General features: G+C 60.2%; 19 protein-coding genes. 17 read left to right on the forward strand and 2 right to left on the reverse strand.

Features of this window, described 5'->3' with window-relative positions; all coding sequences use genetic code 11:
- Positions 1-160 precede the first annotated feature (160 nt).
- The 16 genes from dksA to QMK55_RS08910 all read left to right on the forward strand — a co-directional run bounded on the left by dksA (position 161) and on the right by QMK55_RS08910 (position 21,259).
- Positions 161-604, forward strand: coding sequence for an RNA polymerase-binding protein DksA (dksA, locus tag QMK55_RS08835; protein ID WP_102358821.1), 444 nt, complete (start codon positions 161-163; stop codon positions 602-604).
- Between the two features lie 190 nt (positions 605-794).
- Complete coding sequence (gene gluQRS, locus QMK55_RS08840; RefSeq protein ID WP_320329056.1) at positions 795-1,691, forward strand: tRNA glutamyl-Q(34) synthetase GluQRS; 897 nt, start codon at positions 795-797, stop codon at positions 1,689-1,691.
- 77 nt (positions 1,692-1,768) lie between these two features.
- Complete coding sequence (locus QMK55_RS08845) at positions 1,769-1,945, forward strand: hypothetical protein (protein WP_003176118.1); 177 nt, start codon at positions 1,769-1,771, stop codon at positions 1,943-1,945.
- Positions 1,929-4,883 carry a sensor histidine kinase gene (locus QMK55_RS08850; protein WP_025108827.1) on the forward strand — a complete coding sequence of 985 codons (2,955 nt, stop codon included), beginning with the start codon at positions 1,929-1,931 and terminating at the stop codon, positions 4,881-4,883. The genes QMK55_RS08845 and QMK55_RS08850 overlap by 17 nt, the downstream gene beginning before the upstream one ends.
- A gap of 22 nt (positions 4,884-4,905) precedes the next feature.
- Positions 4,906-6,342 carry a sigma-54-dependent transcriptional regulator gene (locus tag QMK55_RS08855; RefSeq protein WP_102356449.1) on the forward strand — a complete coding sequence of 479 codons (1,437 nt, stop codon included), beginning with the start codon at positions 4,906-4,908 and terminating at the stop codon, positions 6,340-6,342.
- Between the two features lie 734 nt (positions 6,343-7,076).
- Positions 7,077-8,477, forward strand: coding sequence for a polynucleotide adenylyltransferase PcnB (locus QMK55_RS08860; RefSeq protein ID WP_102356451.1), 1,401 nt, complete (start codon positions 7,077-7,079; stop codon positions 8,475-8,477).
- Between the two features lie 3 nt (positions 8,478-8,480).
- Positions 8,481-8,966, forward strand: a complete 486-nt coding sequence (folK, locus tag QMK55_RS08865; protein WP_320329057.1) for a 2-amino-4-hydroxy-6-hydroxymethyldihydropteridine diphosphokinase — start codon at positions 8,481-8,483, stop codon at positions 8,964-8,966.
- A 402-nt stretch (positions 8,967-9,368) separates the two neighbouring features.
- The gene (gene panB, locus QMK55_RS08870; protein WP_102356454.1) at positions 9,369-10,169 is read left to right on the forward strand and encodes a 3-methyl-2-oxobutanoate hydroxymethyltransferase; all 801 of its coding nucleotides are present in this window, start codon (positions 9,369-9,371) and stop codon (positions 10,167-10,169) included.
- Positions 10,166-11,026 carry a pantoate--beta-alanine ligase gene (panC, locus tag QMK55_RS08875; RefSeq protein WP_102356455.1) on the forward strand — a complete coding sequence of 287 codons (861 nt, stop codon included), beginning with the start codon at positions 10,166-10,168 and terminating at the stop codon, positions 11,024-11,026. Before panB ends, panC begins: the two co-directional genes overlap by 4 nt.
- A 211-nt stretch (positions 11,027-11,237) precedes the next feature.
- On the forward strand, positions 11,238-11,618 hold the full coding sequence (panD, locus tag QMK55_RS08880) for an aspartate 1-decarboxylase (protein WP_003228271.1): 381 nt from the start codon (positions 11,238-11,240) through the stop codon (positions 11,616-11,618).
- Between the two features lie 230 nt (positions 11,619-11,848).
- On the forward strand, positions 11,849-13,513 hold the full coding sequence (gene pgi / locus QMK55_RS08885; protein WP_102356456.1) for a glucose-6-phosphate isomerase: 1,665 nt from the start codon (positions 11,849-11,851) through the stop codon (positions 13,511-13,513).
- 240 nt (positions 13,514-13,753) lie between these two features.
- The gene (acs, locus tag QMK55_RS08890; RefSeq protein WP_320329058.1) at positions 13,754-15,691 is read left to right on the forward strand and encodes an acetate--CoA ligase; all 1,938 of its coding nucleotides are present in this window, start codon (positions 13,754-13,756) and stop codon (positions 15,689-15,691) included.
- A gap of 51 nt (positions 15,692-15,742) precedes the next feature.
- Positions 15,743-16,615 carry an oxygenase MpaB family protein gene (locus QMK55_RS08895; protein ID WP_320329059.1) on the forward strand — a complete coding sequence of 291 codons (873 nt, stop codon included), beginning with the start codon at positions 15,743-15,745 and terminating at the stop codon, positions 16,613-16,615.
- A gap of 162 nt (positions 16,616-16,777) precedes the next feature.
- Positions 16,778-17,794 (forward strand): class I SAM-dependent rRNA methyltransferase, encoded by a 1,017-nt coding sequence (locus QMK55_RS08900; RefSeq protein ID WP_102356459.1) that lies wholly within the window; start codon positions 16,778-16,780, stop codon positions 17,792-17,794.
- 220 nt (positions 17,795-18,014) lie between these two features.
- Complete coding sequence (locus tag QMK55_RS08905) at positions 18,015-20,963, forward strand: DUF748 domain-containing protein (RefSeq protein ID WP_320329060.1); 2,949 nt, start codon at positions 18,015-18,017, stop codon at positions 20,961-20,963.
- Positions 20,963-21,259, forward strand: a complete 297-nt coding sequence (locus QMK55_RS08910; RefSeq protein ID WP_102356462.1) for a DUF2845 domain-containing protein — start codon at positions 20,963-20,965, stop codon at positions 21,257-21,259. The genes QMK55_RS08905 and QMK55_RS08910 overlap by 1 nt, the downstream gene beginning before the upstream one ends.
- Before the next feature lie 271 nt (positions 21,260-21,530).
- Here the strand turns inward: QMK55_RS08910 and QMK55_RS08915 are convergent, their stop codons facing one another.
- Both QMK55_RS08915 and QMK55_RS08920 read right to left on the reverse strand, forming a co-directional pair.
- A complete protein-coding gene (locus QMK55_RS08915; RefSeq protein ID WP_320329061.1) occupies positions 21,531-21,887 on the reverse strand; it encodes a BON domain-containing protein in 357 nt (118 codons plus the stop codon).
- Between the two features lie 292 nt (positions 21,888-22,179).
- Entirely contained in the window at positions 22,180-22,620 is a 441-nt protein-coding gene (locus QMK55_RS08920) for a pilin (RefSeq protein ID WP_102356464.1), read from the reverse strand.
- A gap of 225 nt (positions 22,621-22,845) precedes the next feature.
- Here QMK55_RS08920 and pilB point away from each other — a divergent pair, with 225 nt between their 5' ends.
- A complete protein-coding gene (gene pilB, locus QMK55_RS08925) occupies positions 22,846-24,546 on the forward strand; it encodes a type IV-A pilus assembly ATPase PilB (RefSeq protein ID WP_320329062.1) in 1,701 nt (566 codons plus the stop codon).
- Position 24,547 lies beyond the last annotated feature (1 nt).

Raw genomic sequence — 24,547 nt, forward strand, 5'->3', positions numbered from 1 at the left:
CAAACATTTGCAAGCGCCACCCGCCGGGGCCTCGACATCCGGGAGTAGCGCAGGCCGAATTGATCTGGTAAGTTCGCCCGCTTGCAGCCGCAGGGCCGGCAGGTGTCGGTGATGGAGCAATCCTGCGCAATGGATTACAAGAGTAGAGGCGGTCCATTTCATGCCCACCCAAGCAAAGCAACAGCAGAATCAGACGATCAGCGGTTTCGAACCTTATGTTCCGGCGAAAGGTGAAGAGTACATGGGCGCCCCAATGCGCGCGCACTTCACCAAGATCCTGAACAAGTGGAAACAGGACTTGATGCAGGAAGTCGACCGCACTGTTGATCACATGAAAGACGAAGCGGCCAACTTCCCTGACCCGGCCGACCGTGCCAGCCAGGAAGAAGAGTTCGCCCTTGAGCTGCGCGCCCGCGACCGCGAGCGCAAACTGATCAAGAAGATCGACAAGACCCTCGAATTGATCCAGGACGAAGAGTACGGCTGGTGCGAGTCCTGCGGCATCGAGATCGGCGTCAAGCGCCTCGAGGCCCGTCCTACTGCGGATCTGTGCATCGACTGCAAGACCCTGGCGGAAATCAAGGAAAAGCAGGTCGGCAAGTAATCTCGACCTGAACGAAAAACGGAGCGTGCGAACGCTCCGTTTTTGTTTCTGTCTTTTGCCTTTGTGGGAGGGGGCTTGCTCCCGAATGCAGTGTGTCATTCAACATAAAAGTGTCTGATCCGACGCATTCGCGAGCAACCCCGGTCCCACAGGGGTAATGTGCGCGAATCCTGATAATTATTTTGTCCTCATGACTGCCAAAACCTTCCCCGCCTACATCGGCCGTTTCGCCCCGACACCCAGTGGCCACCTGCACTTCGGCTCGCTGGTCGCCGCCCTCGCCTCTTACCTCGACGCGCGCTCAGCAGGTGGACGCTGGCTGGTGCGCATGGAAGACCTCGATCCACCCCGGGAAGAACCCGGCGCGCAGACGGCGATCCTCACGGCGCTGGAAAGCTACGGTTTCGAGTGGGACGGCGAGATGGTACGCCAGAGTGACCGACACGCCGCCTACGCCGAAGTCCTCAACAGCCTGTTCAACCATGGCCTGGCCTACGCCTGCACCTGTTCGCGCAAACACCTGGAGCCGTATCACGGCATTTATCCAGGACTGTGCCGCAATGCCGGACATGCGCAGCAAGACGCGGCGATCCGCCTGCGCGTGCCCGAGCTGGAATATCATTTCATCGACCGGGTGCAGGGCGAGTTTCGCCAGCATCTGGGGCGCGATGTCGGCGATTTCGTGATTCGCCGCCGCGATGGCCTGTACGCCTATCAACTGGCAGTGGTGCTGGATGACGTCTGGCAAGGCATCACCGACATCGTGCGCGGGGCCGATCTGCTCGACTCCACCCCGCGCCAGCTTTACCTGCAAGAATTACTGGGCTTTCGTCAGCCACGCTACCTGCACCTGCCATTGATCACGCAACCGGACGGCAACAAACTCGGCAAATCCTACCGTTCGCCGCCTCTGGAAGCCGATCAGGCCACCCCTTTGCTGCTGCGGGCCCTGCGCGCGCTGGGGCAAAACCCTGGCGCCGAGCTGGCACACGCCACCCCGCAGGAGCTGCTGAAATGGGGCGCAAGCCACTGGGACGCAGCCCGGATCCCGCGCACACTGACCCTGCCCGAAGCGCAACTGCAATGACGACACTTGCAGTGGCGCGCCCATCCGTTACCATCGCCGCACGTTTTCGGGCACGCGCATAAAAAAGAGAGGCCGGGATGTACATCTATCGCTTGGTCCTGCTTCTGGTCGTGGGAATCTATCTGTTTTCTCCAGCCATCATGGATTGGTGGATCGACGCCACGGGCGCCTGGTATCGGCCGTATCTGCTCTGGTTGATCCTGATTGTCGTGACCTTCATCCTGCAGAGCCAAAAAGATGCCGATGAGCTTTAGCCTGACCCAGATGATCCTGATCAGCGCCGCGTACCTGGCGGTGTTGTTCGGCGTTGCCTGGATCAGTGAACGGGGCATGATCCCGCGGGCGATCATTCGCCACCCGCTGACCTACACCCTGTCACTGGGGGTCTACGCCAGTGCCTGGGCGTTTTACGGCACGGTGGGCCTGGCCTATCAGTACGGCTACGGCTTTCTCTCCAGTTATCTCGGGGTCTCCGGCGCGTTTCTGCTGGCGCCGGTGCTGTTGTATCCGATCCTGAAAATCACCCGCACCTATCAACTGTCGTCGCTGGCAGATCTGTTCGCCTTCCGTTTCCGCAGCACCTGGGCCGGCGCACTGACCACGATCTTCATGCTGATCGGCGTACTGCCGCTGCTGGCGCTGCAGATTCAGGCGGTGGCCGATTCCATCGGCATTCTGACCGGCGAGCCGATCCAGAGTCGCGTCGCGCTGGCGTTCTGTGCGCTGATCATCCTGTTCACGATTTTCTTCGGTTCCCGGCATATCGCCACCCGCGAGAAACACGAAGGGCTGGTGTTCGCGATTGCTTTCGAGTCGGTGATCAAATTGATCGCCCTCGGCGGCGTCGGCCTCTATGCACTGTATGGCGTGTTCGACGGTCCGCAACAGCTTGAGCTGTGGCTGCTGCAGAACCAGACCGCCCTCGCCGCCTTGCACACGCCGCTGCAGGAAGGGCCGTGGCGCACGCTGTTACTGGTGTTTTTTGCCTCGGCAATCGTGATGCCGCACATGTATCACATGACCTTCACCGAAAACCTCAATCCGCGCTCGCTGGTCAGCGCCAGTTGGGGCCTGCCGCTGTTCCTGCTGTTGATGAGCCTGGCGGTGCCGCTGATTCTCTGGGCCGGCCTGAAGCTCGGCGCCACCACCGACCCGGAATACTTCACCCTCGGCATCGGCATTGCCGCCAACAGCAAGCCGCTGGCATTGCTGGCATACGTCGGCGGGCTGTCGGCCGCCAGTGGCCTGATCATCGTCACCACCCTGGCGCTGTCGGGCATGGCGCTGAACCACCTGGTGCTGCCCCTGTACCAGCCACCGGCCGAAGGCAATATCTATCGCTGGCTGAAGTGGACCCGTCGGGCCTTGATCGTCGCGATCATCATGGCCGGCTTCGGCTTCTATCTGATGCTCGGCGCCGGACAGGACCTGGCCAACCTCGGCATCGTCGCGTTCGTCGCCACCCTGCAATTCCTGCCCGGCGTGCTCTCGGTGCTGTACTGGCCGACCGCTAACCGTCGCGGCTTTATCGCCGGTCTGCTGGCGGGGATTCTGGTGTGGGTGGTGACCATGCTGCTGCCGCTGGTCGGCAATCTGCAGGGTTTCTACATTCCCCTGCTGAACATGATTTATGTGCTGGACGACACCAGTTGGCACATGGCAGCCATTGCGTCGCTGGCGGCCAACGTCTTGATGTTCACCCTGATCTCGCTGTTCACCAACGCCAGCCCCGAAGAAGCCAGCGCCGCCGAAGCCTGCGCGGTGGATAACGTGCGTCGTCCGCAACGCCGCGAGCTGCACGCCGCCTCGCCCCAGGAGTTCGCCACGCAGCTGGCCAAACCCCTGGGCGCCAAGGCTGCACAGAAGGAAGTCGAGCAGGCCCTGCGCGATCTCTATCTGCCGTTCGACGAACGCCGCCCTTATGCCTTGCGCCGCCTGCGCGACCGCATCGAAGCCAACCTCTCCGGCCTGATGGGTCCGAGCGTGGCGCAGGACATGGTCGAAACCTTCCTGCCGTACAAGGCCGGCGGCGAAAACTACGTCACCGAAGACATCCACTTCATCGAAAGCCGCCTCGAGGACTATCACTCACGCCTCACCGGGTTGGCCGCCGAACTCGACGCCCTGCGCCGCTACCACCGCCAGACCTTGCAGGAGCTGCCGATGGGCGTCTGTTCGCTGGCCAAGGATCAAGAGATCCTGATGTGGAACAAGGCCATGGAAGAACTCACCGGGATCGCCGCACAGCGGGTGGTCGGTTCGCGCCTGAGCACCATCGCCGATCCGTGGAAGCAATTGCTGCAAGGCTTCATCAACCTGCCCGACGAACACTTGCACAAACAGCACCTGGCCCTCGACGGCCAGACCCGCTGGCTGAACCTGCACAAAGCGGCGATCGACGAACCGTTGGCACCGGGCAACAGCGGCCTGGTGCTGCTGGTGGAAGATTTGACCGAAACCCAGATGCTCGAAGACAAGCTGGTGCACTCCGAGCGCCTGGCGAGCATTGGCCGACTGGCGGCGGGTGTAGCCCATGAAATCGGCAACCCGATCACCGGCATCGCCTGTCTGGCGCAGAACCTGCGCGAAGAGCGTGAAGAAGACGGCGAGCTGACAGAAATCAGCGGGCAGATTCTCGAACAGACCAAGCGCGTGTCACGCATCGTGCAGTCGTTGATGAGCTTCGCCCACGCGGGTAGCCACCAGCACAGCGACGAGCCGGTTTGCCTGGCCGAAGTCGCGCAGGACGCGATTGGCCTTCTGGCGCTGAACCGACGCAACTTCGAAGTGCAGTTCTATAACCTGTGCGATCCGGATCACTGGGTCGAAGGCGACCCGCAGCGGCTCGCCCAGGTGCTGATCAATCTGCTCTCCAACGCCCGTGACGCCTCGCCTGCGGGCAGTGCGGTGCGGGTCAAGAGTGAAGCCGGCGAACACACGGTCGATCTGATCGTGGAAGACGAAGGCAGTGGTATTCCGCAGAACATCATGGACCGATTGTTCGAACCTTTCTTCACCACCAAGGATCCTGGCGAAGGCACCGGTCTGGGCCTTGCACTGGTCTATTCCATCGTTGAAGAGCATTATGGACAAATCACCATCGACAGCCCGGCTGATGTACAAAGCCAGCGCGGCACCCGTATCCGGGTGACCTTACCGCGTCATGTCGAAGCGACGTCCGCTGTGAACTGAGACCGTCGAGAGTATCGAATCAATGCCGCACATTTTGATCGTCGAAGACGAAACCATTATCCGCTCCGCCTTGCGCCGCCTGCTGGAACGCAACCAGTACCAGGTAAGCGAAGCCGGTTCAGTGCAGGAAGCACAAGAACGCTTCAGTATTCCCACATTCGATCTGATCGTCAGCGACCTGCGCTTGCCTGGCGCCCCCGGTACCGAGCTGATCAAGCTTGGTCAGGGCAAGCCGGTGCTGATCATGACCAGCTATGCCAGCCTGCGCTCGGCAGTCGACTCGATGAAGATGGGCGCGGTGGACTACATCGCCAAGCCTTTCGATCACGATGAAATGCTCCAGGCCGTTGCGCGGATCCTGCGTGATCACCAGTCGGCGCCTGTCGCCGGCGAGGTGGTTGCCGGCAAAACGACCAACGGCAGCGGCAAAGCCGCCGTCGATAACAGCAACGGTGAGATCGGCATCATCGGTTCGTGCCCACCGATGCAGGACCTGTACGGCAAGATCCGCAAAGTTGCGCCGACTGATTCCAATGTCCTGATCCAGGGTGAATCCGGCACCGGTAAGGAGCTGGTCGCCCGCGCCCTGCACAACCTGTCCAAACGTGCCAAGGCACCGATGATTTCGGTGAACTGCGCAGCCATCCCGGAAAGTCTGATCGAGTCCGAACTGTTCGGTCACGAAAAAGGTGCCTTTACCGGCGCCAGCGCTGGCCGTGCCGGCCTGGTGGAAGCGGCGGACGGCGGCACGCTGTTCCTCGACGAGATCGGCGAACTGCCGCTGGAAGCCCAGGCGCGTCTGCTGCGAGTGTTGCAGGAAGGTGAGATTCGCCGCGTGGGTTCGGTGCAGTCGCAAAAGGTCGATGTGCGCTTGATCGCCGCAACCCACCGCGACCTCAAGAGCCTGGCCAAAATCGGCCAGTTCCGTGAAGACCTTTATTACCGTCTGCACGTGATCGCCCTGAAACTGCCGGCGTTGCGCGAGCGTGGCGCCGACGTCAACGAAATCGCCAATGCATTCCTCGCCCGTCAGAGTGCGCGCATCAATCGTACCGACCTGAAATTTGCCGCCGATGCCGAACAGGCCATTCGTCACTATTCCTGGCCGGGTAACGTGCGTGAGCTGGAAAACGCGGTCGAGCGCGCGGTGATCCTGAGTGAAAGTCCGGAAATCTCCGCCGACCTGCTGGGCATCGACATCGAGCTGAGCGACCTGGAAGACGACGAGTTCATCGGCTTGCCGGCGCAAACCGCGGGTAACACCAGCAACAGCAGCCATGAGCCGACCGAAGACCTGTCGCTGGAAGATTACTTCCAGCACTTCGTCCTCGAGCACCAGGATCACATGACCGAGACCGAACTGGCGCGCAAACTGGGCGTCAGCCGCAAGTGTCTGTGGGAACGCCGGCAGCGCCTGGGCATTCCACGGCGCAAGACCGGGGTCACCAGCGAGAGCTGAACGTTACCTGTCGAGTGTGCGGGTAACGCTTGAATAGGTGAAAAAACTGTTACCTCAGTCCTTTCACGTAACAGAAGCCGGGGTTATCGGTAACGAAACCCCGGCTTTTTTTCGCCCCGAGAAAACCGTTATATCGACCTAACCCCTTGTTTTATTGGGCCTCGCAAAAGTTGGCACGGCACCTGCTATATGTTTGGTACAAGAACAATAACAAGCAATGCACAAGACAATAAAAATAAGACGAATCGACTCACGCACAATAAAAACAAGACGGCGAGAGGCGCAGCTAACTGATTCTTTTGGAGAGGCGTTGTATTTGGGGCTAGCCCCACGACCAGGCCGAGAACAACAAAAACTGTCCTAAGACAGAGCCTGTACTGGTTGGATCGAAAGATCACTGCAATTCAGCGACCAAAGCAATCCGTTTGCTCTTGGCTCCCGATTGGGAGGGTCACGAAGGAAAAGCTTCGTGACGAGGGCACTCAACAAAAACAAAAAGCCCGAATCAATAATAAAAAGAGCACGCAACTACTTCTTGGGGAGCTTCGGCTCCCCTTGTAGTTTCTCCCGCCTGGCAAAATCCCCCTGTTTTCCCTTGCCCGCCCCTTGCAGCTTGCGGCTTACAGCTCAAATCTGCCGTGTCCTACACCATCCCCCGACTAAATGCTAGAATCTGCGCCCAACATGCGGTCATTCTTTGGTATGGCCGAACATTCCTTCAAACAGTGCATCCCATGCTGAAGAAGCTGTTCCAGTCATTCCGAACTCCCGTGCGTCGTACGCAACACATCCGTAGCACCCCTGAAGTGCTCAACAGCGGTCAACATTCGCTGCAGAAAACGCAATTCAGCCGCTACGCGGTCAATATTGTCGAACGCCTGCAAGGCGCCGGTTACCAGGCTTATCTGGTCGGCGGTTGCGTGCGTGACATGCTCCTGGGCATCACGCCCAAGGATTTCGACGTCGCCACCAGCGCCACTCCCGAGCAAGTCCGTGCCGAATTCCGCAATGCGCGGATCATCGGTCGTCGCTTCAAACTGGTGCATATCCATTTCGGTCGCGAAATCATCGAAGTCGCGACCTTCCGCGCCAATCACCCGCAAAACGAAGACGACGAAGACAGCAACCAGTCTTCGCGTAACGAGAGCGGGCGGATTCTGCGCGACAACGTCTATGGCACCCTGGAAGAAGACGCACAACGTCGCGACTTCACCATCAACGCCCTGTATTACGATCCGGTCAGCGAGCGCATTCTCGATTACGCCAACGGCGTACACGACATCCGCAATCACCTGATCCGCCTGATCGGCGATCCGAAGCAGCGTTACCAGGAAGATCCGGTACGGATGCTACGGGCCGTGCGTTTCGCCGCCAAACTGAATTTCGGCATCGAGAAGCACACCGTGCAACCGATCCGCGAACTGGCGCCGATGCTGCGCGAGATCCCGTCGGCCCGTCTGTTCGAGGAAGTGCTCAAGCTGTTCCTCTCCGGCCACGGCGCAATCACCTTCGAGATGCTGGTCGATCTGCAATTGTTCGCCCCGCTGTTCCCGGCCAGTGCCGATGCGCTGGAACACAACCCGGAATACACCCACACGCTGATCAGCGAAGCGCTGACCAACACCGATCTGCGCATCAAACAGAACAAACCGGTGACCCCGGCGTTCCTGTTTGCCGCACTGCTGTGGCCTGCCCTGCCGGCCCGCGTGTTGCGTCTGCAGGAACGCGGCATGCCGCCGATTCCGGCGATGCAGGAAGGTGCGCACGAGCTGATCGCCGAACAGTGCCAGCGCATCGCCATTCCCAAACGCTTCACCATGCCGATCCGCGAGATCTGGGACATGCAGGAACGCCTGCCACGCCGTAGCGGCAAACGCGCCGACCTGCTGCTGGACAACCCGCGTTTCCGCGCCGGCTACGACTTCCTGCTGTTACGCGAAAGCGCAGGTGAAGAAACAGATGGCCTCGGCGAATGGTGGACAGACTATCAGGACGCCAACGACAGCGAACGTCGCGACATGATCCGCGACCTCAGCGGCAAGGGCGATGACGCCAGCGGCGCGCCGCGCAAACGTCGCCGCAGCAGCGGCTCCAAGCGCAAGCGCGCCGGGGCTCCGAGCGCATCGGGCGAATAAGGCATGGAACGCATCTATATCGGCCTGGGCAGCAACCTCGCTGACCCGGCCGAACAGTTGCGCAGCGCGCTCAACGCGCTGGGGCAATTGCCGCAGACCACCCTCGCCGGCGTCTCGGCGTTCTATCAAAGCGATTCTCTGCTGCCGGGTCAACCGCGTTACACCAACGCGGTTGCAGCCCTGGACAGTAACCTTGCGCCGCTGGACCTGCTCGATGCGCTGCAATCCATCGAGAACGATCAAGGTCGCGAGCGCCTGGAGCGCTGGGGGCCGCGCACGCTGGATCTGGATATTCTGCTGTTCGGCGATCACCTGATCGACGAGCCGCGCCTGAAAGTCCCGCATTACCAGATGCAGGAGCGCGCGTTCGTGCTCTATCCCCTGGCCGAACTGGCCCCCGAGGAGCTGCACCTGGCTGACGGCCGCACCCTGTCTGACCTGCTCGCCGCCTGCCCGTTCGTCGGCCTCGAACGCCTCCCACACGCCTGACGCAAATCCGCCCCCCTGTAGGAGTGAGCCTGCTCGCGATAGCGGTGGGTCAGTCTATAAAACTGTGGCTGACAGACAGCTATCGCGAGCAGGCTCACTCCTACAGGGGGCGGCTCCACATTCAGAATATTGTCGGACAAAAAATCGCCAGATCAGCCCCGCCGCCCCGCTGAATCGCATCAGTAACGCCGGTAACACTCCCCTCGTAACAATGCGGTAACACATGCAATTGACTTCCTAGGTTCTCCTCACGACTATAGGCGTCCCGCTGCCGCCAACCCGGCACATACGGGCGCAATCCAGGCCTTATAAGCACGACAAAAGAGCGTGCGCCTGAGTAGATGAAGAATCACGCGCGTTACTCGCAGTAATTTCCAGAGCGCCTGAACGAGGATTTTTTACATGCCAGCCATCACCCTGACCACGCTCCAGAGCCTCAAGCAGAAAGGTGAAAAGATCACCATGCTGACCTGCTATGACGCGACCTTCGCCCACGCCTGCAATGAGGCCGGTGTCGAAGTGCTGCTGGTGGGCGACTCCCTCGGCATGGTTCTGCAGGGTCACGACAGCACCCTGCCGGTCACCATCGCAGAAATGGCCTACCACACCGCCTGCGTCAAACGCGGCAACACCGATGCCCTGATCCTGGCCGACCTGCCATTCATGGCCAACGCTACTGTCGAACAAACCCTGACCAACAGCGCCATGCTGATGCAGGCCGGCGCGCACATGATCAAGGTCGAAGGTGCCCTGTGGCTGGCGGAGTCGATCCGCTTGCTGGCCGAACGCGGCGTACCGGTCTGCGCGCACATGGGCCTGACCCCGCAAGCGGTGAACATCCTCGGCGGCTATAAAGTGCAGGGCCGCAACGAAAACCAGGCGCGGCAGATGCGTGCCGACGCGATTTCGCTGGAGCAGGCTGGCGTGGCAATGCTGCTGCTCGAGTGCGTGCCGAGCGAACTCGCCGCCGAAATCAGCCAGGCCGTGAAGATTCCGGTGATCGGCATTGGTGCCGGTAGCGACACCGACGGCCAGGTTCTGGTGCTGCACGACATGCTCGGCCTGTCGATCACTGGCCGCGTGCCGAAATTCGTCAAGAACTTCATGCAAGGGCAGGACAGCATCCAGTCCGCACTGAAGGCTTACGTCAACGAAGTCAAAGGCGTCACTTTCCCTGGCATCGAACACGGATTCTCTGCATGAACACCGTAAAAACCGTACGCGAACTGCGCGCCGCCGTGGCTCGCGCCCGCAGTGAAGGCAAGCGCATCGGCTTCGTGCCGACCATGGGCAACCTGCACAGCGGGCACATTGCGCTGATCACCAAAGCCAGCCAGCGGGTGGATTTCGTGGTCGCGAGCATCTTTGTCAACCCGCTGCAGTTCGGCGCCGGCGAAGACCTCGACAAATACCCGCGCACCCTGGCGGCGGATCAGGAAAAGCTGCTGCAAGCCGGCTGCCATTTGCTGTTCGCTCCGACGGTCGAAGAGATGTACCCCGACGGCATGGCCGGGCAGACCCGGGTCAGCGTTCCGCAACTGTCTGAAGGCCTGTGTGGCGCCAGCCGTCCGGGGCACTTCGAAGGTGTGGCGACGGTGGTCAGCAAGCTGTTCAACATGGTCCAGCCGGACCTGGCGATCTTCGGCCAGAAGGACTTCCAGCAACTGGCGGTGATTCGTGCGCTGGTGCATGACTTGAACATGCCGATCCAGATCATCGGCGAGCCGACCGTACGCGCCGCCGACGGCCTGGCACTGTCGTCGCGCAACGGTTTCCTCAGCGAGCAACAACGTGCCGTGGCCCCGGAGGTCTATCGCACCCTGAGCGCGATTGCCGAGTCGATCAAGCAAGGTGAGCGCGACTTCCCGGCGCTGATCGCAACCCAGGCGCAACAGCTGGAAGCTGCCGGCTTGCGCCCGGATTATCTGGAAATCCGCCACGCCCTGACCCTGCGTCCGGCGACGGCTGAAGACCGCGATCTGGTGATTCTGGTGGCCGCGTTCCTCGGCACCACACGGTTGATCGACAACCTGCACCTGAATCTCGATACCCCGGCCTGAACAACACCGCAATACCCCTTGCAGGAGTGAGCCTGCTCGCGATGAGGCCCTGACATTCAGCATCATTGTTGAATGACAGTCCGCTATCGCGAGCAGGCTCACTCCTACAGTGTTTTTCAGCGTCCTGAAAATTGCATTTCAAGCCATATTGCCGCCCCAATAGCCTTCGGGCACACTGCCCGCCGTTCGATTCCAACCCGGGAAATCCCTCATGCACGCCATCATGCTCAAGGCCAAGCTGCACCGCGCCGAAGTCACCCATGCGGTACTCGATTACGAAGGTTCCTGCGCCATCGATGGCGAGTGGCTGGACCTGTCCGGCATCCGTGAGTACGAGCAGATCCAGATTTACAACGTCGATAACGGCGAGCGTTTCACCACTTACGCCATTCGTGGTGAAGAAGGTTCAAGGATGATTTCGGTCAACGGCGCAGCCGCGCACAAGGCCAAGGTCGGCGACCGGGTGATCATTTGCGCATACGCCCATTACAGCGAAGCGGAACTGCTGAATTTCAAGCCGCGCATGCTGTATATGGCTCCTGGCAATGAGCTGAGCCACACCAGCAACGCCATTCCGGTTCAGGTGGCCTGAGCCGCTTCGACACACCACTCCCCTTCCGTTGGTCGGCTTGTTCCCGGTATCGATGTTAAAAAAGTACAGGGAACAGGTCAGAAGAAGTCAAGACAGATCGCAGCGCGAGGTTTACTGTATTCGCCCTGCGTTGAAAAATCGTGTCGACGCATTTGACCCTCGCCCAAACATGGCGTATCGGTCTGTTCTGTGTTCAAAAGGCCGTTCAAGTAAAAAGGAAAACCGCAGCGATGGCGTACTACCGCACTCCTCACGACGTTACCGCTCTGCCTGCCTGGCAAGCGTTGAAAGATCACCGCCAAGCCATGCAGGATTTCAGCATGCGCGAAGCCTTCAACGCCGATCCGCAGCGCTTCAATCAGTTCACTCTCAGCAGCTGCGGACTGTTTCTCGATTATTCCAAGAACCTGATCAACGCCCAGACCCGCAATCTGCTGGTGGGCCTGGCCAATGAAGTCGATCTGAAAGGCGCGATCAAAGCGCTGTTCGACGGCGAGATCGTCAACGCCTCCGAAGGCCGCCCGGCACTGCACACCGCCCTGCGCCGCCCGGTGGGCGACAAACTGTCGGTCAACGGCGTCAACGTGATGCCGGAAGTGCACAAGGTGCTGAACCAGATCACTGATCTGGTCGGCCGCATCCACGATGGCCTGTGGCGTGGTTACACCGAGAAGCCGATCACCGACGTGGTGAACATCGGCATCGGTGGCTCGTTCCTCGGCCCGGAGCTGGTGTCCGAAGCGCTACTGTCCTACGCGCAGAAAGGCGTGCGTTGCCATTACCTGGCGAACATCGACGGCAGTGAGTTCCATGAACTGACGCAGAAGTTGCGCGCCGAAACCACACTGTTCATCGTTTCGTCGAAGTCCTTCAACACCCTCGAAACCCTGAAGAACGCGCAGGCCGCACGCGCCTGGTACCTGGCGCAGGGTGGCTCGGAAGCCGAGCTGTATCGCCACTTCATCGCGGTATCGAGCAACAACGCTGCTGCAGTAGCGTTCGGTATCCGTGAAGAAAACATCTTCCCGATGTGGGACTGGGTCGGCGGCCGTTACTCGCTGTGGTCGGCCATCGGTTTGCCGATCGCCCTGGCCATCGGCATGTCCAACTTCAAGGAACTGTTGTCCGGTGCCTACACCATGGACCAGCATTTCCAGACCGCGCCGTTCGAACAGAACATGCCGGTGCTGCTGGCGCTGCTCGGTGTCTGGTACGGCAACTTCTGGGGCGCGCAAAGCCACGCGATCCTGCCGTACGACCACTACCTGCGCAACATCACCAAGCACTTGCAGCAATTGGATATGGAATCCAACGGCAAGAGCGTACGTCAGGACGGTACCTCGGTATCGACCGATACCGGCCCGGTGATCTGGGGCGGCGTCGGTTGCAATGGTCAGCACGCGTATCACCAACTGCTGCACCAAGGCACCCAACTGATCCCTGCCGACTTCATCGTGCCGATCGTCAGCTTCAACCCGGTCTCCGACCACCATCAGTGGCTGTACGCCAACTGCCTGTCGCAGAGCCAGGCACTGATGCTCGGCAAGACCCTGCCGGAAGCCGAGCAGGAGCTGCGCGACAAAGGCATGAGCGAAGAGCAGGTGCACAAACTCGCACCGCACAAGGTGATTCCGGGCAACCGTCCGAGCAACACCATTGTCGTCGAGCGCATCAGCCCGCGTCGTCTCGGTGCGCTGGTCGCGATGTATGAGCACAAAGTGTTCGTGCAGAGCGTGGTCTGGGGCATCAATGCCTTCGACCAGTGGGGCGTGGAACTGGGCAAGGAACTGGGCAAAGGCGTTTACAACCGTCTGGTCGGCAGCGATGAAACCACCGCTGACGATGCCTCCACCCAGGGCCTGATCAACTACTTCCGCGGTCGTCACCGCGGTTGATTTGATGGCTCGGCCCACAGGCTTTGGATCAATCCAAATCCTGTGGGCGATGAAAATCCCTTGTAGGAGTGAGCCTGCTCGCGATCGCGCTGTGTCATTTAGCCTTGAGTTGAATGACACATCGCTATCGCGAGCAGGCTCACTCCTACAGTTGTTTGTGCACACCTGAAACCAGACTTGAACCTGTAGACCGCTCGGCGCATCTTTATCCTTGTCGCACCACAAGAATAAGGAACCGTCATGTTCGATATCAGCACGTTCCCCAAAGCCGATGCCGTCCGCCGGGCTGCGCAGTTGAGTCAGGACGATTACAAACGCCTGTACCGCGAATCCATTGAACACCCCAGCGCCTTCTGGGCCGAACAGGCCACACGCTTCCTCGACTGGAGCACACCGTGGCAGACCGTCCAGCGCTACGACCTGAAAACCGGTGAAGCCTCCTGGTTTGCCGGCGCGCAACTCAACGTCAGCTACAACTGCATCGACCGCCACCTGGCGCAGCGCGGCGAGCAGACGGCCATTCTCTGGGAAGGCGACGACCCGGCCGAATCGGCGCAGATCACCTACAAAAAACTTCATCACCATGTCTGCCGCCTGGCCAACGTGCTGAAAAGCCGTGGCGTGAAGAAAGGCGACCGGGTATGCATCTACATGCCGATGATCCCCGAGGCCGCCTACGCCATGCTTGCCTGTTCGCGGATCGGCGCAATCCATTCGGTGGTGTTCGGCGGCTTCTCCCCGGACTCATTGCGCGACCGCGTTCTCGACGCCGATTGCCGCACGGTGATCACCGCCGATGAGGGCGTGCGCGGCGGCAAGTTCGTGCCGCTCAAGCAGAACGTCGACAAGGCCCTGCAAAGCTGCCCGGACGTCAGCACGGTGGTGGTGGTCGAGCGCACGCAAGGCAAGGTCGATTGGGTCGAGGGGCGCGACCTCTGGTATCACCAGGCGGTGCGCGATGTCAGCGATGACTGCCCACCGGAGCCGATGGACGCCGAAGATCCACTGTTCATCCTCTACACCTCCGGCAGCACCGGCAAACCCAAAGGCGTGTTGCACACCACCGGCGGCTACCTGCTGCAAGCGGCGATGACCTTCAAATACGTGCTCGACTACCGCGATGGCGAAGTGTTCTGGTGCACCGCTGACGTCGGCTGGGTCACGGGGCACAGCTACATTGTCTATGGCCCGCTGGCCAATGGTGCGACCACCCTGATCTTCGAAGGTGTGCCGAGCTACCCGAGCACTTCGCGCTTCTGGCAGGTGATCGACAAACACCACGTCAACATTTTCTACACCGCGCCGACCGCTCTGCGCGCCTTGATGCGCGAAGGTGCCGGGCCATTGCAGGAAACCTCGCGGCAAAGCCTCAGACTGCTCGGCAGTGTCGGTGAGCCAATCAACCCGGAAGCGTGGGAATGGTACTTCAACGTGGTCGGCGAACAACGCTGCCCGATTGTCGATACCTGGTGGCAGACCGAAACCGGCGGCATCATGCTCAGCCCGCTGGTCAGCGCGCAACGAATCAAACCGGGCTGCGCCACGCAACCGATGTTCGGCGTGCAACCGGTGCTGCTCGACGAGCACGGCAAGGAAATCAAAGGCGCCGGCAGCGGCGTGCTGGCGATCAAATCCAGCTGGCCGGCACAGATCCGCAGCGTTTACGGCGACCCGCAGCGCATGGTCGATACCTACTTCAAACCCTACCCCGGTTACTACTTCACCGGCGACGGCGCGCGGCGCGATGAGGACGGCGATTACTGGATCACCGGGCGCATCGACGACGTGATCAACGTCTCCGGCCACCGCATCGGCACCGCCGAAGTGGAAAGCGCGCTGGTGCTGCACGACAGCATCGCCGAGGCTGCCGTGGTCGGTTATCCGCACGATGTCAAAGGCCAGGGCATCTACGCCTTCGTCACGCCGATGAACGGCGCCGAGCCAAGTGATGAGCTGAAGAAAGAACTGCTGGCCCACGTCAGCAAGGAAATCGGCAGCTTCGCCAAGCCGGACCTGATCCAGTGGGCGCCGGCCTTGCCGAAAACCCGTTCAGGCAAGATCATGCGGCGTATTCTGCGCAAGATCGCCTGCAACGAACTCGACAGCCTCGGCGACACCTCGACCCTGGCCGACCCGAGCGTGGTGCAGGGCTTGATCGACAAGCGCCTCAACCAGTAACGTCCGTAGCGCGGTCAACCGGCCGCGCCCGTCCACCCGCAATGAGTTGTCATGGAATTCATCCGCAGCCGTATCGAAAACCAACTCATGAGCCTGACCGGTCTGTCCCTCGGTCAGCTTGACCTGGAAAACCCCAAGGGCGATCCGGGCCTGTTCGGCCCCGACTCGATCAGTTGGCAAGTGCATGGCGACTTCAGCAGCATGCTGATCGGCGGCATCAGCGCTTTGCTGCTGCAAGCCCTGCATCCGCTGGCGCTGGCCGGCGTCTGGGACCATTCGAATTTTCGCCAGGACATGCTCGGACGCTTGCGCCGCACCAGTCAGTTTGTCTCCGGCACCACCTTCGGTTCGCGCCGCGACGCCGAATGGCTGATCGAGAAAGTGCGCACCATTCACCTGCAAGTGGTCGGTACCGCAGCGGATGGCCGACCCTATGCGGCCAGCGATCCGGACCTGCTGACCTGGGTGCATGTGGCAGAAGTCAGCAACTTCCTCGCCGCGCATTTGCGTTATCGTAATCCGCGGCTGTCGCTGGCAGATCAGGATCGTTACTACACGGAAATCGCCGTGGTGGCTGAGCGACTGGGTGCGCGGGACGTACCGAAATCACGGCAAGCGGTGGCCGATTATCTGCAACGCATGCGCCCGCAATTGTTGTGCGATGAACGCAGCCGCGAAGTCCTGCGCCTGCTACTCGACGCGCCGGCGCCGAATGTTCTGGCGCGGCCGTTTGGCGATCTGATGATGAAAGCCGGCATCGACCTGCTGCCGGACTGGGCCAGCGATATGTTCGATGTCCGCCAGAGTTCGCTGCAGCGCCAGTTGATCCGCGCCAGCGTCAAGCGCAGTGCGCCGATGCTGCGCTGGGCGATGCGCAATGGCTCGGTGCAGCGAGCGAAACGGCGGATGGGTTTGCTGAGCTGAAAGCTTCGTTGGGCGCCTTCGCGAGCAGGCTCGCTCCCACACAGGATCTATGCTGTAAATCAAATCTCCTGTGGGAGCGAGTCTGCTCGCGAAGGCAGCACCTCGGTTACCCGCCAAGCTGCTAAACTCCCGCGCCCCAATTCTCACCAGCAAGGCGCCCGCATGTCTTCCTTGAATCAGGCGCTGCGCGCCGCCCTCGATCAACGCCAGGACCTGCTCGCTGCACTGCACAGCCAGGGCACCGATTGCTATCGGCTGTTCCATGGCAGCCAGGAAGGCGCCGGCGGCCTGACCATCGATCGCTACGGTCCGCAATTGCTGGTACAGAGCTTTCACCAGACGCTGGAGCGTGACGATCTGCTGCAACTGCACGCCATGGTCAATCAAACGCTGGGCCTGGAAACCTTGCTGGTCTACAACGACCGCTCTCGCGGCAACTCGCGGATCGATCGCGAAGACAGCGTCTACAAAGCTGACGCCGCCGCACTGGCCGATCTGATCGGCCACGAATGGGGCCTGAACTACCGCGTACGTGGTCGCCATGCAGGGCAGGATCCGCTGCTGTTCCTCGACCTGCGCAACACCCGTGGCTGGGTCAAGGATCACGCCAAGGGCAAAAGCGTGCTCAACCTCTTTGCCTACACCTGCGGCGTTGGCCTGAGTGCCGCTGCCGGTGGCGCGCGTGAGGTGTGCAATCTGGACTTCGCCGAAGGCAACCTGGCGGTCGGCCGCGAAAACGGCCTGCTCAACCCGCAACTGCCCGAGATGCAATTCATCCAGTCCGATTATTTCCCGGCGATCCGCCAACTCGCCGGCCTGCCCATCAGCCAGCGACGCGGGCAGAAACTGCCGAGCTATCAGCGCCTCGAACAACGCCAGTACGATCTGGTGCTGCTCGACCCGCCAGCCTGGGCCAAGAGTGCATTCGGCACTGTCGACCTGCTGCGTGACTATCAGAGCCTGCTCAAGCCGGCCCTGCTGACCACCGCTGACAATGGCGTGCTGATCTGCTGCAACAACCTGGCGAAAGTCAGCATGGATGACTGGCGCGAACAGGTACTGCGTTGCGCCGAGAAGGCCGGGCGTCCAGTACGCGAATGGAGCGTGATGACCCCGGGCGCCGACTTCCCGTCAATGGATCAACAGCCACCGCTGAAAACCCTGATCCTGCAGCTGTAACCCTCCTCTGCGGCTGACAACTGTCCAATGTGGGAGCGGGCTTGCTCGCGAATGCGGTGCATCAGTTAACAAAGAGGTTGACTGACAAACCGCATTCGCGAGCAAGCCCGCTCCCACAGGGTTTGCGATCCTACAGAACAATCTGAACAATCCTGCACCCTGCGAGTTACTTCGGAACCAGAATCGCGTGCCATACTCCAAGGCACTCCGATTCAGACAGATGAAGCCGCACATGACCAAAGGATTGATTCGCGCGATTGGCGCCTTGTTGACCGCTCTGGCCCTTTACAGCCTGCTGGGGTTTCTGATTTTGCCGGGCATCGCCCTGCGCATTGCCAACCAGCAGTTGGCCAATTACGCCACGGTGCCTGCGCATATCCAGCGCATCGAACTCAATCCATTCAGCCTTGAAGTCACCCTGTGGGGGCTGGTCATTGGCGAGCCGGGCAAAGAGCAGGTCGGTTTCGAACGGCTGTACGCCAACCTGCAACTCGACAGCCTGTGGACCAAAGCGCTGCACCTGGCCGATATCGAGCTGGACAAGCCGAAGACTGAAATCCTCTTCGCCAAGGACGGCCAGCTCAATCTGCTGGGCCTGTTCAAACTCCCCGCCAGCGAGCCGACCCCGGCCGACCCGAATGCCAAGCCGTTCCCGCTGCGCATCGACCGCATCCAGCTGGCCGGTGGCAATGTGCATTTCGAAGACGCCCGGCCGAGCGAGCCGATCGAGTTCCTCTACGACAAACTCGACTTCGAACTGAAAAACCTCAGTACCCTGCCCGAAGACAATGCCGACATGACACTGGTGGCGATCGGCCCGGCCGGTGGGCAGATCGACTGGAAGGGCAACTTCAGCCTGATCCCGTTCACCTCCGAAGGCACGCTGAAAATCACCGATGGCAAGATGAAAGCCTTCTGGCCCTACGTGCGCGACGCGGTGCCACTGGTCCTCGAAGACGGTGTGATCAACCTCAGCACCGAATACAAACTCAATCTGTCGAAAGAAACCGAACTGCTGCTGAACAACATCGCGGTGAGCATTGCGCCGTTCGCAATCAAGGCACCGGACGGGCGCCCACTGGCAAAACTTGAACGCCTGGACGTCAGCGAGACTTCACTGGACCTGGCCAAACAGCAAGTGGTGGTCGGCAAGATCCGCAGCAACAAACTGGAAACCTGGGCCGCGCTCGAAGCCGACGGCCAACTGGACTGGCAAAAACTGTTCGCCAGCCAGCCGTCCAAGCCCGCCGCGAAGGCTGCAGCGGAACCTGCCAATACCCCGGCCGCCGCCGACTCGCCGAAAGCACCGCCGGCGCCGAGCAAGCCATGGCAAGTGCTGCTCAAGGACGTGCAGTTGCGCAACTACACGGTGCATCTGGCCGACCGTTCGGCAAAACCGGCGGTGGCACTGGATGTCACGCCGCTGAACATTGATCTGCAGGATTTCGACAGCCTCAACGGTTCGCCCTTCAAGGTCAGACTCGACACCGGCCTGGGCAAACAAGGCAAGGTCAGCGCCGACGGCGTGGTCAACCTCGCCCCGGTCACCGCCCAGCTCAACGTGAAAACCCAGGACATCGACCTGCGGGTCGCGCAATCCTACATCAGCCCGTTCATTCGCCTGGAACTGCGCAGCGGCATGCTCGGCAGTGACTTGAAGGTCAACCTCAAGAGCACCGAACCACTGGCGCTCAACGTGACCGGGCGGGCGCAGATCGATCAACTGCACACCCTTGACACCCTGAAGACCCGCGACTTCCTCAAGTGGCAGCAAGTTGTGGTCGAAGGCATCAACTATCAACACGGTGACAGCCTGTCGATCGACAAGGTCAACCTGTTCCAGCCGTACGCGCGGTTCATGATCAACGATGACCGCACCACCAACATCGACGATCTGCTGATCCCGCAGCCCGCCGACAGCGGTGCGAAAACCGCCGCGGCGAAACCGGCCAGCAAAGACAAGCCGCTGGGCATTCACATCGGCGCGATTGCGATCAACGACGGCTCGGCCAACTTCGCCGACTTCAGCCTGACCCCGAACTTCGCCACCGCGATTCAACAGCTCAACGGCCAGATCGGCACCATCGACAGCCGTCAGGCGAAACCGGCCAGCGTCGACATCAAGGGCAAGGTCGACCGCTATGCGCCAGTGACCATCAAAGGCGCGGTCAACCCGTTCGATCCGATGGCCAGCCTCGACATCGCCACCAGCTTCAAACGGGTCGAGTTGACCACCCTGACGCCATACTCCGGCAAGTTCGCCGGTTACCGCATCCGCAAAGGCCGGCTCAACCTCGACCTGCATTACCTGATCACCAAGGGTCAGTTGAAGGCCGAAAACAAAGTGGTGGTCGAGCAGTTGCAACTCGGCGAAAAAGTCGACAGCCCGGACGCCGTGAGCCTGCCGCTGAAACTGGCGATCGCCCTGCTCAAGGACGTCGACGGCAAGATTTCCATCGAACTGCCGGTCACCGGCGACCTGAACAACCCGCAGTTCAGCGTGATGCCGATTGTCTGGCAGACCCTGCGCAACCTGATCGTCAAAGCCGCGGCGGCGCCGTTCAAGATGATTGGCGGACTGATCAGTGGCGGCGGTTCAGAAGACCTCGGTACCGTGTCCTTTGCAGCGGGTTCCAGCGACCTGAGCAAGGACGCCGAGTCGGCCCTCGACAAACTGTCCCAAGCCCTGAAGGAACGTCCGGCCCTGCGTCTGGAAATCGAAGGCACTGCCGCGCAAAGCAGCGACGGTCCGTTGATTGCCGAACAGCGTCTGGAGCGCGAATACCAGTACAACTACTACAAGATGCTCCAGCGCCGTGGCGACAAAGTGCCGGCTCAGGCGTCCCTGCTGCAAGTGCCGGAGAACGAGAAGGGCCCGCTGCTCGAAGGCATCTACCGCACCCGTCTGAAAACCCAGCCACCGGCTGAATGGAAGGACCTGGGCAAGGAAGAACGCACGGCAAAAATGCGTGACGGCGTCATCAAGTTCTGGAGTTCCAGCGATGTATTACTGCGTCAACTGGGTCAGGAACGCGCCAGCAGCATCAAGGACTATCTGGTCGACAAGGGCCAACTGGCCGATGATCGGGTGTACTTCATCGACGCCAATCTTGGCGAGGCCGAAAGCGATGGCCGGGTCGTGACGCAGATGCACCTGGACGCCGAGTAATGAACCACAAGTGGCTGGTTGCGATGACGCTGATGCTCGCCGCCAGCCCTGCCCTGGCCTCCGATACGCTGCGCTGTGGCAGCCAATTGGTCAGTCTCGGCGACCGCGCCAGCGAAGTGCTGCAAAAGTGTGGAGAGCCGGTCAGCCGCGACGTCCTCGGCTACAAGCGCAGCGCCAACCGCCGCGAAGAGTTTCAGGTCGAGGAATGGACCTACGGCCCGAGCAACGGCATGTACCAGTACCTGCGCTTCGAAGGCAATCGCCTGCGGCAGATCAACAGCAAACGCGGTAACTGAACCACATCGACCCCCTTGTAGGAGTGAGCCTGCTCGCGATAGCGTTGGGTCAGTCGACACATTAATCGACTGATACACCGCTATCGCGAGCAGGCTCACTCCTACAGTTGTTTTGGGCTTTCCCGCAGAAATAGAACAGGCCCCGACACAAGTGCCGGGGCCCGTAATGGTCACATCCGTGTGACCGTTCGCATGAACTCTAAAGTTGCGGCAGACGTATTGCCCGGCCCGTCTGTCGCGCCTTCTCCCGGTCCAGGCGAGAAGTCATGCCTTACTCGGCTTTCAGGCCGTCAGCGGAGACCGCTTTGACGCCTTTGATTTTCTTGGTAATCGCTACAGCGGTGGCTTTCTGAGATTCAGTGACAGCAACAGTCGACGACAGGGAAACGACGCCTTTGTTGGTTTCTACTTTGATGTCGGTGCCTGGAATGCCTTTTTCGGTGACCAGATCGCTTTTGACTTTGGTGGTGATCCAGGTATCGGAAGTAGCTTCTTTAGCCTTGGTCATTTCACCGGCAGCCAGAGTCATTGGAGCCTGGGTAGCTTGGGTGGATTGGGCGAATGCACCGGAAGCCATGGTCAGGGTCAGCGCGGTAGCAGCAGCGGCAGTGATAGCGAACTTCTTCATACGAGTAACTCCTGTTTTTCTGGAAAGTCTGCTGGTTGTCTTGTCAGCAGGGTTACTGGAGATATTGCGAAGGCTGTGCCAACTTCTCGAAAGACAACAAATCGTTATAAATCAACAATTTATAAATTCAGCAAATTTCCGAAATCATGCAATTTGCATGACAAGTGCATTATCGACATGCAAGTTGCGGCTTTTCGGAAAGTTCCTAACCCGCTGAAATTCCTGAAGCTTTTTTTGAAGGCCGAAAACAAAAACGCCCCGCATGGCGGGGCATCTCAGGACGCTGACTCAATCAGGCACCGGTGCCTGCGCAACCCTTAGGCGCGTAGTCCGGGTTGACGGTCGACGCACAGCTCCAGACGCCGGAGGTGTTGCCGGTTGCAGCACCGGTACGGGTCAACGTAATGGTTTTACCGAGCACCGGACCTGGAGCATTCACCAGTGTGCAGGTGATAGTGCCGGCACCGGTCGAGGCGGTTCCCGACGCCGCCAGCGTGCAGTTGGAGGTGGTCGCTGTAGCGCTACCGGCCACCAGTAATAGCGTTGGATCAGTGCCTTGATTGATGGTGTCCTCGAACGGCACCTTCAGTGCACTGATCTCCGCCAGACCCGCAGTCACTTTCGAACGTGCCTGGTATTTGGAGTATTGCGGCAAGGCGATAGTCGCCAGAATGCCAATGATCGCCACCACGATCAGCAGCTCGATCAGAGTAAAGCCCTGTTGTTGTTTCATAGATACGCTCCATGCATGAGTCGGAATCTCATGATCTGAGATGGGCTCAGCATAGCCCATGCCAACCGCTCGCTCGCCCGAATACTCGGCATGCCCACGATGCGAAGGCCTTTCCTACAACCGACAACCGCACTATCTGACACTTTTTGTCACCTGTGCCCGACGTGTGTGGCGCTGTCACTTGACTAGGCTATAAGTCATGAACGGCAAGCGTGCGGAATCCCCATGAATGACATCGCTCTGAGCGGTCTGGCCAAGCAACTGGTACAGGCTGAACTGTTGACGGAAAAAAGCGCCCAGCAAGCCTGGCAACAGGCGCAGCGCAATCGGCTGTCGCTGGTCAGCTACCTGGTGCAGAACAAACTGGTGAGGAGTTCCCAGGTCGCCGAAATCGCTTCCGAGCATTTCGGCATGGCCTTCATGGACCTCAATTGCCTCGACAAGGAAACCCAGCCCAAGGGCCTGGTCAGTGAAAAACTGGTGCGTCAGCACCACGCCCTGCCCTTGTGGCGACGCGGCAACAAGCTGTTCGTGGGCATTTCCGATCCGAGCAATCATCAGGCAATCAACGATATCCAGTTCAGCACCGGACTGAGTACCGAAGCCATCCTGGTGGAAGACGACAAACTCAGCGATGCCATCGAGAAATTTTTCGACACCCACGCCAGCGGCCTCGAAGAGATGGCCGACGTCGACCTCGACGGGGTGGACGTCGAATCCGTCGACGACAGCCGACAGGAGAATATCGGCGGACTCGATGCCGATGACGCCCCGGTGGTGCGCTTCGTGCACAAGATGCTGCTGGACGCGATCAAGAGTGGCTCGTCGGACTTGCACTTCGAACCCTACGAAAAGAACTTCCGGGTGCGGGTGCGCACCGACGGCATCCTGCGCGAAGTGGCCAAACCGCCGATTCAGTTGGCCGGGCGGATCGCCGCACGCCTGAAAGTCATGGCCAGCCTCGACATCTCGGAGCGGCGCAAACCCCAGGACGGGCGGATCAAGATGCGCCTGTCGAAGAGCAAGTCGATCGACTTCCGGGTCAACACCCTGCCCACCCTGTGGGGCGAGAAAGTGGTGATCCGGATTCTCGATCCGTCCAGCGCGCAGATCGGCATCGATGCCCTGGGTTACGAACCGGCGCAGAAAGACCTGTACATGGCCGCGCTCAAGCAGCCGCAGGGGATGATTCTGGTGACCGGCCCGACCGGGTCGGGGAAAACCGTGTCGCTGTACACCGGACTCAATATTCTCAATACCGTCGACATCAACATTTCCACCGCCGAAGACCCGGTGGAAATCAACATGGAAGGCATCAACCAGGTCAACGTCAATCCGAAACAGGGGCTGGATTTCTCCCAGGCATTACGCTCGTTTCTGCGTCAGGACCCGGACGTGATCATGGTCGGCGAAATTCGCGATCTGGAAACCGCCGAGATCGCGATCAAGGCCGCGCAGACCGGCCACCTCGTGTTGTCCACGCTGCACACCAACAGCGCCGCCGAAACCCTGACCCGCCTGCACAACATGGGCATTCCCGGCTTCAACATCGCCACCTCGGTGAGCCTGATCATCGCCCAGCGCCTGGCACGCAAGCTGTGCAGCCACTGCAAGAAACCGATCGAGATTCCGCGCGAAACGCTGATCAAGGAAGGCTTCCCACCGGAACAGATCAGCAGTTTCACGATCTATGAGCCGGTCGGTTGCGATCAATGCAACGGCGGCTACAAGGGACGCGTGGGGATTTATGAAGTGGTGAAAAACACACCCGAGCTGCAACGGCTGATCATGGCCGAAGGCAACTCGCTGGAAATCGACAGCCAGATGCGTCACGACGGTTTCGACGATCTGCGCACCTCAGGCCTGCGCAAGGCCATGCAAGGCATCACCAGCCTGGAAGAAATCAACCGGGTCACCAAGGACTGAA

The organism is Pseudomonas sp. P8_229 (genome assembly GCF_034008635.1).
Lineage (GTDB): Bacteria > Pseudomonadota > Gammaproteobacteria > Pseudomonadales > Pseudomonadaceae > Aquipseudomonas.

Bases quoted from the DNA above. Each gene is read 5' to 3' on its own strand.
- QMK55_RS08895 (WP_320329059.1), top strand. From the start codon at position 15,743: ATGGAATTCATCCGCAGCCGTATCGAAAACCAACTCATGAGCCTGACC.
- panC (WP_102356455.1), top strand. From the start codon at position 10,166: ATGAACACCGTAAAAACCGTACGCGAACTGCGCGCCGCCGTGGCTCGC.
- QMK55_RS08920 (WP_102356464.1), bottom strand. From the start codon at position 22,620: ATGAAACAACAACAGGGCTTTACTCTGATCGAGCTGCTGATCGTGGTG.
- folK (WP_320329057.1), top strand. From the start codon at position 8,481: ATGGAACGCATCTATATCGGCCTGGGCAGCAACCTCGCTGACCCGGCC.
- QMK55_RS08900 (WP_102356459.1), top strand. From the start codon at position 16,778: ATGTCTTCCTTGAATCAGGCGCTGCGCGCCGCCCTCGATCAACGCCAG.
- acs (WP_320329058.1), top strand. From the start codon at position 13,754: ATGTTCGATATCAGCACGTTCCCCAAAGCCGATGCCGTCCGCCGGGCT.
- QMK55_RS08850 (WP_025108827.1), top strand. From the start codon at position 1,929: ATGCCGATGAGCTTTAGCCTGACCCAGATGATCCTGATCAGCGCCGCG.
- QMK55_RS08915 (WP_320329061.1), bottom strand. From the start codon at position 21,887: ATGAAGAAGTTCGCTATCACTGCCGCTGCTGCTACCGCGCTGACCCTG.
- QMK55_RS08845 (WP_003176118.1), top strand. From the start codon at position 1,769: ATGTACATCTATCGCTTGGTCCTGCTTCTGGTCGTGGGAATCTATCTG.
- pgi (WP_102356456.1), top strand. From the start codon at position 11,849: ATGGCGTACTACCGCACTCCTCACGACGTTACCGCTCTGCCTGCCTGG.
- QMK55_RS08860 (WP_102356451.1), top strand. From the start codon at position 7,077: ATGCTGAAGAAGCTGTTCCAGTCATTCCGAACTCCCGTGCGTCGTACG.
- panD (WP_003228271.1), top strand. From the start codon at position 11,238: ATGCACGCCATCATGCTCAAGGCCAAGCTGCACCGCGCCGAAGTCACC.
- gluQRS (WP_320329056.1), top strand. From the start codon at position 795: ATGACTGCCAAAACCTTCCCCGCCTACATCGGCCGTTTCGCCCCGACA.
- pilB (WP_320329062.1), top strand. From the start codon at position 22,846: ATGAATGACATCGCTCTGAGCGGTCTGGCCAAGCAACTGGTACAGGCT.
- dksA (WP_102358821.1), top strand. From the start codon at position 161: ATGCCCACCCAAGCAAAGCAACAGCAGAATCAGACGATCAGCGGTTTC.
- QMK55_RS08910 (WP_102356462.1), top strand. From the start codon at position 20,963: ATGAACCACAAGTGGCTGGTTGCGATGACGCTGATGCTCGCCGCCAGC.
- QMK55_RS08855 (WP_102356449.1), top strand. From the start codon at position 4,906: ATGCCGCACATTTTGATCGTCGAAGACGAAACCATTATCCGCTCCGCC.
- panB (WP_102356454.1), top strand. From the start codon at position 9,369: ATGCCAGCCATCACCCTGACCACGCTCCAGAGCCTCAAGCAGAAAGGT.
- QMK55_RS08905 (WP_320329060.1), top strand. From the start codon at position 18,015: ATGAAGCCGCACATGACCAAAGGATTGATTCGCGCGATTGGCGCCTTG.